12 protein-coding genes are annotated in these 14260 nt (G+C 54.2%); 7 read left to right on the forward strand and 5 right to left on the reverse strand.

The window, feature by feature from the left end:
- The first annotated feature begins 170 nt into the window (after positions 1-170).
- Together topA and rnr are read left to right on the forward strand one after the other, a co-directional pair.
- On the forward strand, positions 171-2819 hold the full coding sequence (gene topA, locus AUQ41_RS18500; protein WP_063089805.1) for a type I DNA topoisomerase: 2649 nt from the start codon (positions 171-173) through the stop codon (positions 2817-2819).
- A 48-nt stretch (positions 2820-2867) separates the two neighbouring features.
- A complete protein-coding gene (rnr, locus tag AUQ41_RS18505; protein ID WP_083952767.1) occupies positions 2868-5300 on the forward strand; it encodes a ribonuclease R in 2433 nt (810 codons plus the stop codon).
- An 81-nt stretch (positions 5301-5381) separates the two neighbouring features.
- On the opposite strand, the gene AUQ41_RS18510 is transcribed toward rnr, so the two are convergent.
- Entirely contained in the window at positions 5382-6164 is a 783-nt protein-coding gene (locus tag AUQ41_RS18510) for an Hpt domain-containing protein (RefSeq protein WP_063089808.1), read from the reverse strand.
- A 188-nt stretch (positions 6165-6352) separates the two neighbouring features.
- Between AUQ41_RS18510 and AUQ41_RS18515 the strand changes: the two genes are divergently transcribed.
- From AUQ41_RS18515 to rpmG, 3 genes are all read left to right on the forward strand, one after another.
- The gene (locus tag AUQ41_RS18515) at positions 6353-6757 is read left to right on the forward strand and encodes a DUF983 domain-containing protein (protein WP_063089811.1); all 405 of its coding nucleotides are present in this window, start codon (positions 6353-6355) and stop codon (positions 6755-6757) included.
- Between the two features lie 197 nt (positions 6758-6954).
- Positions 6955-8460, forward strand: a complete 1506-nt coding sequence (locus AUQ41_RS18520; protein WP_063090141.1) for a S41 family peptidase — start codon at positions 6955-6957, stop codon at positions 8458-8460.
- A gap of 93 nt (positions 8461-8553) precedes the next feature.
- The gene (gene rpmG / locus AUQ41_RS18525; protein ID WP_008890790.1) at positions 8554-8721 is read left to right on the forward strand and encodes a 50S ribosomal protein L33; all 168 of its coding nucleotides are present in this window, start codon (positions 8554-8556) and stop codon (positions 8719-8721) included.
- Positions 8722-8833: 112 nt separating this feature from the next.
- Here rpmG and AUQ41_RS18530 read toward each other — a convergent pair whose 3' ends face one another.
- Positions 8834-9208, reverse strand: coding sequence for a DUF423 domain-containing protein (locus tag AUQ41_RS18530; RefSeq protein WP_008890791.1), 375 nt, complete (start codon positions 9206-9208; stop codon positions 8834-8836).
- 237 nt (positions 9209-9445) lie between these two features.
- Positions 9446-10126, reverse strand: coding sequence for a Crp/Fnr family transcriptional regulator (locus AUQ41_RS18535; protein WP_008890792.1), 681 nt, complete (start codon positions 10124-10126; stop codon positions 9446-9448).
- 245 nt (positions 10127-10371) lie between these two features.
- Between AUQ41_RS18535 and AUQ41_RS18540 the strand changes: the two genes are divergently transcribed.
- Entirely contained in the window at positions 10372-11208 is an 837-nt protein-coding gene (locus AUQ41_RS18540; RefSeq protein WP_063089812.1) for an alpha/beta hydrolase, read from the forward strand.
- Between the two features lie 119 nt (positions 11209-11327).
- Positions 11328-13133 (forward strand): gamma-glutamyltransferase, encoded by a 1806-nt coding sequence (gene ggt, locus AUQ41_RS18545; protein ID WP_063089815.1) that lies wholly within the window; start codon positions 11328-11330, stop codon positions 13131-13133.
- Between the two features lie 81 nt (positions 13134-13214).
- On the opposite strand, the gene AUQ41_RS18550 is transcribed toward ggt, so the two are convergent.
- Both AUQ41_RS18550 and AUQ41_RS18555 read right to left on the reverse strand, forming a co-directional pair.
- The gene (locus AUQ41_RS18550) at positions 13215-13889 is read right to left on the reverse strand and encodes an HAD family phosphatase (RefSeq protein ID WP_063089818.1); all 675 of its coding nucleotides are present in this window, start codon (positions 13887-13889) and stop codon (positions 13215-13217) included.
- A gap of 10 nt (positions 13890-13899) precedes the next feature.
- Entirely contained in the window at positions 13900-14253 is a 354-nt protein-coding gene (locus tag AUQ41_RS18555) for an ArsC/Spx/MgsR family protein (protein WP_063089820.1), read from the reverse strand.
- Positions 14254-14260 lie beyond the last annotated feature (7 nt).

The raw sequence follows: 14260 nt of genomic DNA on the forward strand, positions 1-14260 counted from the left end.
GAGTCGCGTCGGATATGGATGTGACAAATATTGTTGTGATTTGCCGCAATTTGCGCAATTTGATCTGAAAAACAGCGACACACTATAATATATGTGTGCAGACTTTCAGGTTACGGACCACACAGCATAATGACCGCCTTCGGGCGCAAGAACCGGACACGAAAAACGTAATGAATCTTGTCATCGTCGAATCCCCGGCCAAAGCCAAGACGATCAATAAATATCTCGGCGACGATTATAAGGTACTGGCCTCGTTTGGTCATATCCGCGATCTGCCGTCCAAGGATGGTTCGGTCGATACCGACAATGATTTTGCAATGGTCTGGGAAACCGATGGCCGTTCCGAAAAGCAGATCAAGGAAATTGCTTCGGCGGCACGTGACTCTGACACCATCTACCTCGCGACTGACCCGGATCGCGAAGGTGAAGCCATTTCCTGGCATATTCTTGAAGTTCTCGAGCAGAAAAAGCTGCTCCGCGGTCGCGATGTCCATCGCGTCGTGTTTCACGAGATCACCAAGAAAGCTGTCACCGAAGCCATCGCCAATCCGCGCGAACTTAATCAGGAACTGGTGGATGCCTATCTGGCGCGCCGTGCGCTTGATTATCTCGTCGGCTTTAACCTGTCGCCGGTTCTGTGGCGCAAATTGCCCGGTTCGCGTTCGGCTGGCCGCGTGCAATCGGTTGCGCTCCGCCTGATTTGCGAACGCGAGATCGAGATTGAAGCCTTCAAACCCGACGAATATTGGTCACTTGAAGCTGGCTTTGCCGTTCCCGAGGGCAAGTTTTCCGCACGTCTGACCCATCTGAACGGGGAAAAGCTTGATAAGCTGGCACTTGGTGATGAAAGTGCCGCCAAGATCGCCAAGGAAAAGGTCGAAAGCCGCAGCTACACCGTTTCAAAGGTCGAGCGCAAAGACGTCAAACGGCGTCCGCAGCCCCCCTTCACCACATCGACACTGCAGCAGGAAGCATCGCGTAAGCTGGGCTTTGGCGCGAAACGCACCATGCAGCTTGCCCAGCGCCTTTATGAAGGTGTCGATATTGGCGGCGAAACGGTTGGTCTGATCACCTACATGCGTACCGATGCTGTGGTCCTGTCACAGGAAGCACTCGCCGCCGCACGCCGCCTGATTGGCAAGGATTATGGCGATCAATACCTTCCGGCCAGCGCGCGTAGCTTTGCCAACAAGGCCAAGAACGCACAGGAAGCCCACGAAGCTGTCCGCCCGACCGATCTGTTCCGTCGTCCCGAACAGGTTTCGCGTCACCTTGATAAGGACCAGTTGGCGCTTTACACCCTGATCTGGAAACGTACCGTCGCCTGTCAGATGGAAGATGCCCGTTTCGATCAAGTCGCAGTTGATCTGTCATCGAATGACAATCACGTGGTTCTGCGTGCAAATGGTTCTGTTGTGAAGTTTGACGGCTTCCTGAAACTTTATCAGGAAGGCAAGGATGACGAGGCCGAAGACGAAAATGATCGTCGCCTACCGCCGCTGAAAGAGGGCCAAAAGCCTGACCTTGGCAAAGTCAGCATTGATCAGCACTTCACCCAGCCCCCGCCCCGCTATACCGAGGCGAGCCTGGTCAAGAAGATGGAAGAACTCGGTATTGGCCGTCCGTCGACCTATGCGTCGATCATTTCGGTTCTTCAGGACCGAAACTATGTGTTGCTGGAACGTCGCCGTTTCGTCGCACAGGATCGTGGCCGTCTGGTAACCGCCTTCCTGTCGAAATTCTTTGAACGCTATGTGCAGTACAACTTCACGGCCGATCTGGAAAACCAGCTTGATGAAGTTTCCATGGGCAAGCTGGAATGGAAAGACGTTCTCAAGGATTTCTGGAAGTCGTTCAAAGGCAATGTCGACGAGGCCAAGGAACTCAAGATCACTGACGTCCTTGATGCCCTTCAGGTGATGCTGGAGAACTACCTCTTCCCGCCGCGAGAAGACGGAACAGACCCGCATAAATGCCCGAAATGCACGGATGGAACGCTGAGCCTCAAGCTTGGCAAGTTTGGCGCCTTCCTTGGTTGTTCGAACTATCCGGAATGCAATTATACCCGGCCGCTCGTTGCCAATGAAAACGGCTCCGAATCCGAACTTGATTCTGGCCCCAAAGTCCTTGGCATTGACAAGGAAACCGGCAAAGAAATCACCCTTCGCAAAGGCCCGTATGGCGTTTACGTCCAGCTTGGCGAGGAAGAGGAAGTCGAAGGCAAGAACGGTAAGCCGAAAAAGGTCAAACCAAAACGCACATCCCTGCCCAAGGGATTGGAGCCATCTGTTGTTGACCTGACCAAGGCCGAAGAACTTCTGACCCTGCCACGTGTTGTCGGAATTTATCCCGATACTGGCGAGGAAATGAAGGCCAATATCGGTCGTTTCGGCCCATACGTGCAGGCAGGTAGCATTTTTGCCTCGCTGAAGGCCGACGATGATGTTCTGACGATTGGTGAAAACCGGGCGATCACCCTGATCGCGGATAAGCGTGAAAAGTCCGGCACGGAAATCGGCAAGCATCCCGATGATGGTGAACCGATCTTTGTCGCCGTCGGCCGCTGGGGACCGTTTGTTAAGCACAAGAAAACCATCGCCAATATCCGCGATGTAGAACGTGATGACATAACCCTTGAAATGGCCATCAAGGCCATCAAGGAAAAGGAAGCCAAGTCGGGCAAAACGACCAAGGCCGCGACCAAGAAAACGGCAACCAAATCCGCAACGGCGAAGAAAAAAGCCCCTGCGAAAAAGAAAACGGCTGCAAAGAAGCCCGCAGCGAAGAAGACAACCACGAAAAAGGCGGCGGCGAATTAATCGCCGCCTTCCTTTTCTCTGGAATACCTATGAAAGGACGCCGCAACGTTGGCGAACGATACAGAAGACAAAAAACACTTCCCCACCAAGGAAGAGATTATCGAATTCATCGATATGAGCCCGACACCGGTTGGGAAGCGTGAAATTGCGCGCGCCTTCAACATTAAGGGCGCAGCCAAGATCGAACTCAAAAAGATCCTGAAAGACCTGAAGATTGGCGGCGACGTCGTCAAGGGCCGCCGACGTTTTGACAAACCCGATCGCCTGCCCCCGGTTGAAGTTCTGGAAATCACCGGCGTTGATGACGACGGCGAAGTTCTGGCCAAACCGAATGTCTGGAAACACGAATACGAACCGCCGCTGATTGTTGTGAAATCAATTCGTCGCGGCGGCCCAAGCGCGCCAGGCATTGGTGACAAGATCCTGGCCAAGCTGCGCTATACCGGCAAGCATACCTACGAAGCCAGCATCATGCGGGTCCTTGGAAGCGGCCCACAGCGCGTCTTGGGACTTTATCGCCCCAATGAACGCGAAGGCCGCGTTGTGCCCACAGATCGCAAGGATAGCGGCGAGATTGCGGTCCCGCTTGATGATCATCCTGATCTTGAAAGCGGCGCACTGGTTCTGACCGAAATTTTGCCGGGCAAACATTTTGGTCTGCGCAAAGGCCGGATTACCGAGGTTCTTGGCAATATCAATGAACCCAAATCCATCAGCCTTGTATCGATCCATGCGCGCGGCATTCCGTTTGAATTCCCGCCGGAAGTCGAACTTCAGGCACGCGAGTCCAAGGCCACACCACTGGGTAAACGCACTGATCTGCGCGACATCCCGCTGGTCACCATTGATGGTGCCGATGCGCGTGACTTTGACGATGCCGTCTGGGCCGAAGCCGACCCCGATCCCGCCAATGAAGGCGGCTGGCACATCATGGTCGCGATCGCTGATGTGTCCTGGTATGTGCGTCCGGGCGATGCACTTGATCGCGAAGCGGTCAAACGCGGCAATAGCTGCTATTTCCCGGATCGTGTGGTGCCGATGTTGCCGTTTGAGCTTTCGAACGGCTGGTGTTCGCTTGTCCCACATGAAGATCGCGGCTGCATGGCGGTCGAAATGTGGCTGGATAAACACGGCCACAAACTGCGTCACAAGTTCTGCCGCGGGATGATGAAGTCGGCAGCCCGTCTGACCTATGATCAGGTTCAGCGCGCCATGGATGGCCAGCCAGACGACACCACCGGTCCACTGGTTGATACCATCATCAAGCCGCTGTACGGCGCTTTCAACGCATTTTTGGAAGCGCGCAAGAAACGTGGCGTGCTCGAGCTTGATGTGCCCGAACGCAAGATCGAGCTGAATGACAGCGGACAGATCGTCGCCATTGCACCGCGTGCACGGTTTGACAGTCACAAGCTGATCGAAGAATTCATGATCGCAGCCAATGTCTGTGCTGCTGAGGAACTTGAACGGATCAAGCAGCCCTGCATGTATCGTATCCACGATGCACCGAGCGAGGAAAAGCTTGAAGCGCTGCACGAATTCCTTGAAGGCGCTGGCTATAAGCTGAACAAGGCATCGGTTCTGAAACCGCGTGATTTCAACCGCATTCTTGAACTCGCCAAGGACACGCCAGAGTCTGAGCTGATCAACACGGTCGTGCTGCGCAGTCAGTCACAGGCCATGTACAGCCCCGACAATATCGGGCACTTCGGCCTTGCACTGAAACGGTATGCCCACTTCACCTCCCCGATCCGGCGTTATGCCGACCTTCTGGTCCATCGTGCTTTGATCGCGGGCCTTAAACTCGGTGAAGGCGGTTTGACGCCCGAAGAAGGCGAACGGTTTGAACAAATTGGCGAGGACATCTCGGGCACCGAACGACGGGCGGCCATGGCCGAACGCGATGCGGTTGACCGTTATGTCGCAACCTATATGTCTGACAAGGTCGGGGCGGAGTTCCCCGGCAAGATTTCTGGCGTCACCCACTTTGGCCTGTTTGTTTCATTGAACGAAACTGGCGCAGACGGGTTGGTTCCGATATCTACCCTGCCCGATGACTATTACGTCCATGACGCAGCAAGCCACGCACTTGTCGGGCAAAATCGCGGCAAGAAGTTCCAGCTGGGTGATACGGTTGTCGTCAGGATCGCCGATGCGGATGCGGCCACCGGATCATTGGCATTGCGACTGGCAGAACACGCAGACATTACCGCCCGCGATCTGGTTGAACGGCCACGTGGACGTCGTGGTGCAGGCAAACGCCGTGGAAGCCCCGGCGATCGCAGCCATCGCCATGGCAGCAAGCCCGGTTTCCGATCCGGTCCGCGGGACGCAAATGGTCCGGCTGGATCGTCTGCGACCAAGTCCAAAGGCAAGAAAGCAGCGGCAAAGAAAAAGACCACACCGAAAAAGCAGCGCAAGCTGGTCGCATCCAACCGGGCGGCGCGCAACGCCCCCAAACAGGGCCCGAATTCGGATTAAGACCGAACTGCCAACACAAACAACAAAAGGCGGCCGATATGGCCGCCTTTTTCTTTGCGATGCTAACGATCCACAAAAATCTCAGAGCATGGTTTCGATGAATTTCGCAAGGTGCTCTGCGGTTTGTTTACCCTTGTTGCTGATGATCGCAACATTTTCAGGCAGGCCTTCAAGATCGGGATGCGACGCATCGAAACTGGTCAGCAGACCAAGCTTTTTGTCTGACAGGGTTTTCATCGCTGCCAGGGCCCGGATCAGTTCGATTCCGCTGAGCCCATCAAGGACAGCCGCGGTAATGACGGCATCCGGGCGCGATTGAACCACCGTTTCGAACGCCTCGACGGCCGAACGGGCCGTAATGGTGCGAAAACCCTTTTCACGCAGTGCACGCTGCAAAAAGTGCCCCTGCACAGCGGTCGCGGTGACAATAAGGACTTCCTTATCCTGCGCAACCGCAACTTCGGACGCATCGTCTTGCTCATCGGCTTTGGCACTGCGGGTTGGTAGGGAACGCAGAATACGGGTTTCTTCTTCGGCCTGTGGATTGGTGCCACTTTCAATGATCTCGCGGATCCAACTGGTGAAATCCACAAGCGATGCCGCTTCGAGATCATCAATTTCGCTCAGTTCGGCAATATAATCTTCAAGCCGATGCGCAATCGCGCCCACCAGCGGGAAGCCGAATGATCCGGCAAGTCCTTTGACAGTGTGCGCCTCGCGCCGCAGTTCGGCAATTCCCGGTCCGGCTTCGTCCATTCCGCCAGCAACGCGATCAATCGTGGTTTCAATACGATCAATGCGTTCGATGGTGTCCTCGATGAAGTCCTGTTTCAGACCGGCAATGACTGCGTCTGCACTTCCCACTGGGCACTCCCTTGGCAACTGTTCGATCAAGCAAATGTGACCCTATATACGCCCCTGAGGTGAATAGGCAGGGCCGATTTTACTTGCTTGCGCAACCGAACATCATGATGATGGCGTACAGTCTCAATGCCTGTTTTCGCCACACGGATCAAGAGGGCGCTGAGATATGACAGGAGTTAATTTTATATATGAATGCCCCACACGATATTTCTCCCGAAACAAATGCCACCAACAGCAACCAAAGCAGCGGTCGACTGATGACCGGTTTGCGTCGCGGATTTCGCCGCAAATGCCCGAATTGTGGCCACGGTTTTGCTTTCGGCGGCTATCTGAAGCTTCGTTCCGAGTGTGATGTTTGCAATCACCCGATCGGTGAATATCGTTGTGATGATGCCCCGCCCTACTTCACGATCTTTCTGGTCGGACACATCGTGGTTCCGGGTGCCTTGGCGATGGAACAGAATTTCAGTCCGTCGATGGCGTTGCAACTTTCGATCTGGCTTCCGGCCACCGTCGCATTATGCCTTGGCTTTCTGCCCTTTATCAAAGGGGCTGTTCTTGGCACTCAATGGGCCATGCGCATCAAAGGATAGTCGTTGGCAGAATGCCAATTTTTCCAGTAGAATGCGTAGGTTATCTCGCCTGAATTAACCGGATTGTTTAATTGGTCGCACTTCGCGTAGCACAGAATACATATGACAATCCCGGCGCAGGAGTGCGACGTTTGCGGCGCATCTGTGTTGCCGTCGGGTTGTGTGTATTGCAGGCTGCCTGTGCCACTTCAGACCGGATGGCTGTGACCTCCCCTGATGATCCACAAACGCGCGAACTGATTTCTCAAACAATCGAACTTGTCGCAACACGCTATATCGATCCGATAAGCCGTGAACAGATCCTGGTGAGCACCCTTGATGGGCTCTCATCGATTGACGAAGACATTCGCGTCGACATCACCCCGACTGATCTGGTCTTGCAATATTATGACCGGACGGTCGGCAAGATTGCCCTCCCGGCGTCATCCGACGGCATGGCGGATCACGATAACCTCCAGATCTGGTCCGAAATCACGCTAACCGGATTGGCAAGATACCGGGCACATTCGGCCAAACTGCGCAACACGGACACCAAAGACATCGAGTCTGCCCTGATCAGTGGCGCAATCCGCAATCTGGACCGCTATAGCCGCTATGAGGGGCCGGTACGTGCAGAAAATGCGCGCAACCGTCGTGACGGCTATATTGGCATCGGCGTTCGTGTCGTTGGCGGAAGTGGCTACCCCGTTGTCAAACTTGTTCATGCGGAAAGCCCGGCCGCGCGTGCTGGACTGCATCCCGGCGACCAGATCCTGACGGTCAATGGCGAGGACATGTATGGCAAAGCCAGTCGCTATGCTGCCGACTTGCTGCATGGCGAAGAAGGAACATCTGTCCTGCTTGAGGTGAATGCAGCCAAAAGCAACGCCATCACCCCCATGGAGATACTGCGTGAACGGGTGATTGACCGCACAGTATTCGATGATGTCCGTGACAATATCCTGATTGCGCGTGTCAGCAGCTTCAACTCGGCAACCGCGTCGATGCTTGCCGACAGCATCATGAAGGCGAAACTTTATGATGGTGGCCTTAACGGTGTTATTCTCGACCTTCGTGGAAACCGTGGCGGACTTCTGCAACAGGGCGTTGCGGTGGCTGACCTGTTTCTGGCCGATGGTCCGATCGGAAAGACATTTTCGCGTGTCACAGCCGCACGTCACATATTCAAGGCTGAAACCGGCGATTTGACCAATGGCGCGCCGCTGGTTGTCCTTATTGACGGGCGCACGGCCTCTTCTGCCGAACTGGTTGCTGCAGCGCTGCAGGATCGTCATCGTGCCGTGCTGATCGGGTCCACAAGCTTTGGCAAGGGTTCCGTTCAGGCAATCAATGATCTGCCCAACCATGGCACATTGACCTTTACCTGGTCGCGCATGACAGCCCCTTCTGGATACACCTTTGACAGAATCGGTCTTTTCCCGGCCATCTGCACGAAATCGGGCACAGGTAGCACCGCTATTCACAAGGTGGCGAACGCCTTGTCACAGCGTGATGAGACCGCCTCGGTGATGATGAAATGGCGTAAGCTGGACTATCAGGACGAAAAGAGCCGCCGTGAACTGCGCAGCGTTTGTCCGGCCAGTACAAATGGCGAAATATTTGATGTCGAAGTTGCACTTGAGCTTCTGAAAAATAACCGTGAATACAAGAATCTGGCCTATGTCGGACAACAGGAAATCGCCGATACTTTTGCCAGCCAATAAAATTACATTCTTTTTTCCAAAATGGCTTGACACTCTGCCGATAACCTTTATGTTCCGCCGCCTGAGATACACCTGAACACAGGATGCAGAGACATGGCGAAGCCCGCTTCGATCCTCGTAAAGTTGGTAAGCACCGCAGACACCGGTTACTTCTATGTTGTTAAGAAGAACCCGCGGAATACCACCGAGAAATTCCAGTTTCGCAAGTACGACCCGGTCGTGCGTAAGCACGTCGTGTTCAAAGAAGCGAAAATGAAGTAATCTGGTTCTTCGGAACTCGATTGCAAAGATTTAAAAAAGACGTGTCCTTCGGGACACGTCTTTTTTTGTTTGCACTTGCCTGTTTCAGGTCAAATGCCACGTTGCTGCGATATCAGCCAAAGCGTCTGTATCCGGCCGCCGCAAGCAGCAACCAGCCCCCAATAAAGGCAAAGCCGCCAATCGGCGCCACTGCACCAAACGCAGAAATGCCGCCAAAGGCAATGGCGTACAAAGACCCGCAGAAGAACACGATCCCGACAAGCATTGCATAGGCGGCAATGCGCAGGAACTTCTCATCGGGCACATGATGAACCAGGCCTGCAATCGCGGCCAGGGCAACAGCATGCACGAGCTGATAATGCGCGCCCTTCTCGACCAGGCCGCGTGCATAATCCATTTCGCTTCCAGCCATGCCATGGGCGGCAAATGCCCCCAACGCAACCGCCATCGCACCATTCAGTCCGGCCATAACCACAGAAATACGCATCAGAGGTTCCCTTAAAAAGAAGTGGTATTGTTTGGAACAGATTAGACATCAACAAATCCGTCCGCCATGCGAAAACGCAAAAAAATGGCCGTACAACAAGTGTACGGCCAGTAACTCTCTTGGGGGAGATGTGCCGGAACATTTAAATGTCCGCCACACCAATACCTTTACCTGTCGATCATCCTCTTCTCTGTGACAGTCGTCACATGAAGACAAAAAAAATCATACAAATACGACCTAATGAATTGACTCACTTAGGAATTCTTCAAGTCGGCGCACATCCGGGACAAAGAGACCGGTCTCAACCTTTGTCACCAGTTGGCGACGGCCAAGCGTACTCATGACCCGTGCAACGGTTTCCCGCGATGTGCTGACCCGCCCGGCGACCTCGGAATGAACCGGAACGGGTGACAAAAGTGCCGAACCGTTATCGTCACAAACATTGTTGGCACGGCGCAAAATTTCCGCCACGACACGTTCGTTGGCGCCAAGTGTGCTGACGTCAACAATTCTTCGGGTCGAGTTCCGAACAATTCTGGCCAGTTCGCTGATCACGTTCCAGGCAACTGACGGGTGATTTTTGACGACCTTTTCAAAGTTTGCCGGGCTTAAAATACCGACACTGGTATCATCAACCGCAATCACACAGGCCGAACGCGGCTGCCCGTCAATGGCCGAGAGTTGCCCAACACAGCCGCCTGCCCCGATTTCCTCAAGGGTGATTTCACGCCCCGAAAGCGAGTAATTAACGATCCGTACCCGCCCGGACAAAATCAGGTAAACGTCCGAACTATCTGATTCCGGTTCGATAATTTGCGTCCCGGCCGCAAACGTCTTTCGGTTGACGTGGCGTTCGACGTCTGCAATCGCGCTCTCATCGAGATCCGCGAAAATGCCGACCACTGATAATTTAACCATATCCCCCAAGCTTCTCACTACGGTGTTGTTTGTGTCCGGAGCACAGATCCCCTGCATTCCCTCACATCTTTTGCTGTCCCGGACGCAATCATAAGCAAACAACTTCAGACTGACAATCATTGCCAAACCAAAGTCGGACTCCCACATGTGATTGGACAAGATTATGCTGCATGTGCGAACATAATCGAGTTCTTTTTAATCAAGGCATATATTTGCATCGATCCCGCATCGCGAGGAGGCAGGCCATGAGTCCCGAATTGGAGATTTTCCGTCGCAGCCCGACCGGCAAACCCAAAAGTAAACATCCATTGGTGTTTGTACATGGCGCCTATACCGGGGCGTGGTGCTGGAACGAACATTTCCTGACCTGGTTTGCAGATCGCGGCTTTGAGACCGTGGCGTTTTCCTTGCGCGGCCATGGCGGAAGTGGCGGTCGCGAACTGCGCAGCCTGGCCTCCATTGACGATTACGTCGAAGACCTTGAAGAGGTTGTCGAGACCCTTGGCAAGAAGCCGGTGCTGATTGGTCATTCGATGGGCGGCTATGTCATTCAGAAATATCTCGAACGCCACAGTGCCGAAGCCGCTGTTCTGATGGCCTCAGTCCCGCCAGAAGGTCTGATTGCCAGCAATGCGATGATGGCGATGGCCCAGCCCGATCTGTTTTTCCATATGTTCTGGCTTCAGGCCATTGGCCCCCATACCCTGCTTCGTGAACGCCTGGGGCGCGCGATGCTGTCGCCTGATATCGCCGAAGATGAAGGCATGATCTATTTCGGACGGCTCGAAACAGAAAGCCAGCGGGCGATTACGGACATGATGGGCGCCAACCCGATCTTCCTGACAAAGGATGAAGCGCCAGCCATGCTGGTCATGGGCGCACGCGACGATGAAATCATCCAGAGCGAGCTGATCCACCACACCGCCAAGCGCTATGGCGCGGATTACGCCCTGATTGACGACATCCACCACGCGATGATGCTCGATAAAAACTGGGAAAAGGTCGCCGAAACCATACTGGAATGGCTGCAGGTCAAGCTCGTCAGCCAACAGCGCAGCAAAGGCAACAAGACAGCGGCCTAGGCAACCTACACTGGATTTTTACTGCACATTTGCACCCGCATCTGCCACGATGCGGGTGTTTGCTTTTGAGCGCCCCGACAAACGAAATACCCTGCCAAACAAAATAAAAGGTCTGGAACATGCCCCTTAACGCTCCTGTATCTTTCGAAACAGTCAAACTTCGCCCACGGCTTCTGACAACCCTTATTGCCGCGGGCTTATACGTCTGCCTTGGTCAAAGTGCTATTGCCCAGCAAACAACAGACGCCGTTGCGCCTGAGGCAAGCGCGGCCGGTTCCTCGTCCGAAATGCGCAAGGCCGCCACTGCCAGTAACTGGATGATCAGTGCTGCCAACCCGCTGGCAGTCGAGGCAGGTGCTAATATCTTGCGATCTGGTGGCAACGCCATTGATGCGATGGTCACCATTCAGACGATGCTTGGCCTTGTCGAACCGCAATCGTCCGGGCTTGGGGGCGGCGCATTTCTGGTTTACTTTGATGCCGCGACCGGAAAACTGACCACGCTTGATGGCCGCGAAACCGCGCCTCTGAACGCAACGCCGACGCTATTCCAGGATGAAAACGGCGAACCGCTTAAGTTTTATGATGCGGTTGTTGGCGGCAGATCGGTTGGGACGCCCGGCACCCCTGCCCTGATGAAGGCTGCACACGAAAAGTGGGGTCAACTTCCTTGGAATAGCCTGCTTGATCCGGCAATTGATGTTGCCACAACGGGCTTTGAAGTTTCTCCACGTCTTGCTGCCTTGATCGCCGATGATCAGGAAAAACTCTCACGCGATCCCGAGGCAAAGGGCTATTTCTTTGACAAGGATGGTGCCTCACTTAAGGCTGGCACAATTCTTCGCAATCCGAAATATGTCAAGACCCTGCAAGATCTGGCGACTAATGGAACCGTGAACTTCTATCAGGGTCAGATCGCCCAGGACATTGTCGACAAGGTCAAGGGTGCCAGTTGGAACCCCGGCGTCCTGTCACTTGCCGATTTTGCCAACTATCGGGTCAAGGAACGCGCGGCCGTCTGTATCGAGTATCGCGATCATGATGTGTGCGGCATGGGACCGCCTTCTTCGGGGGCGCTGACGGTTGGACAGATCCTTGGACTACTTGAACCTTATGACATCGGCGCGATGGGCCCTTATTCTGCACAAAGCTGGCGTTTGATCGGCGATGCATCGCGTTTGGCATTTGCTGATCGCGGGCGCTACATGGCCGATATTGACTTTGTCCCGATGCCATTGACCGGATTGCTCGATAAAACCTATCTGACGGAACGATCCAAACTGCTTGATCGGGATACCGCACTTCAATCCGTCGAACCCGGAATGCCGAGCTTTAGCCACGCCATGAAATTGGCCGACGATGAAGCGATTGAACTGCCAAGCACCAGCCATTTCTCGATCGTTGATATCTATGGCAATGCGGTTTCGATGACGACCACCATTGAAAACGGCTTTGGTTCACGCCTGATGGTGAACGGCTTTATGCTCAATAACGAGCTGACCGATTTCTCGTTCAAGACCCATTCCGATGGCGTCCCGATTGCCAACGCCTTGGCACCGGGCAAACGCCCGCGTTCATCGATGGCGCCCACCATCGTGATGAAAGACGACAAGCCGGTAATTGTCACGGGTTCACCAGGTGGATCGCGCATCATTGGCTATGTCGCACAGTCGCTTATCGGGATGATTGATTGGAACATGTCGCCCAAGGACGCCATCGACATGCCCCATCTGGTCAACCGGTTCGGCACCTTTGACCTTGAGGCCGGAACCAATGCCGAAAACTTGGCCCCGGTACTGGAAGGCATGGGCTTTGAGACCAGCATTCGCGACCTTAATTCCGGCATTCACGCCATTATGATCACCGAAAACGGCCTGATTGGTGGGGCTGATTCCCGCCGCGAAGGCATTGTGGTTGGTGAATAAAGACATCCTGCGTAAACAAAAGAACGGGCAGCCCCAACACGGCGCTGCCCGTTCTTTTTTGGTGGATGCTATGAGTACCAGCTAGACAGCAGACATCCAATCGGCCAACAGGCGATAAAGGTCGCGATGGTCGGTCGCAATATGGTGCGCACCAGCGTCAAGAAGGTAGTTGGCCGGCGTAATATCGACAAGACCGATGGTCGTCGCACCGGATGCAACGCCTGCGCGTACGCCATTCTGGCTGTCATCGACAACAATGCATTCCTCGATATCGACACCGATTTTCTGTGCGGCCAGTAAAAAGACATCCGGATGCGGCTTAGGGTTTTCGACATCATGTGCCGAGCAAACCCGCCCTTCAAAACGTTCCTTCAAGCCAACCTTGGCGAGCGACACATCCATCTTGGCATGTGGACCGTTGCTGCCAATCGCAATGGGAATGTTGTTTTCTTCCAGCAGATCAAGCACCGGATCAAGATGTGCGAACGGCGTCAGATCGTTGCGAAAGGCCGTAAACGTGCGTTCGTAGCATTCAGACAGCCAGTCTTCTGGCAATGTGATGCCAAACATCTGTTCCATTTTTGGCGGGACCATTGCCAATGTGCCACCAATGAAAAGATCATGGGTCTTCGCCATATCCATGTCGCAGCCATAATCACAAAGCTGCTCTGTCAACACGCGACACGCAAGCGTTTCGGTATCAACCAAAACACCATCACAATCAAAGATCACTCCCCGAACGACCGGCTTTGCCATTTCCGCCCCCTTACAAACCGGCCAGATCAGACCAGCGTTCCTCATCATAGGCGACCGTCCGGGTCGATCCGAAATCAACAACCGGGCGTTTGATCACGGTCGGATTGGCGGCAAGCACCGCGGCCGCAGCGGCACCCCCCTGCTCCAATTTCGCTTTGTCGTCGTCACTCAGGTTGCGATAACTCGGCCCGCGCTTGTTGATCAAAACCTTACCCCCGACCTCATCAAGCCAGCCTTCGATGGTCTTGGCGTCAATACCGTCAGCACGAAAATCATGGAGTTTGTTTTCAATACCCTTGGCCTCAAACCATTTCAGGGTTTTGCGGACAGTGTCGCAGTTCTTGATGCCGTAAATCGTAACCATATCAAAT

It is taken from the genome of Thalassospira sp. MCCC 1A02898 (assembly GCF_001618185.1).
Classification (GTDB): Bacteria; Pseudomonadota; Alphaproteobacteria; order Rhodospirillales; family Thalassospiraceae; genus Thalassospira; species Thalassospira tepidiphila.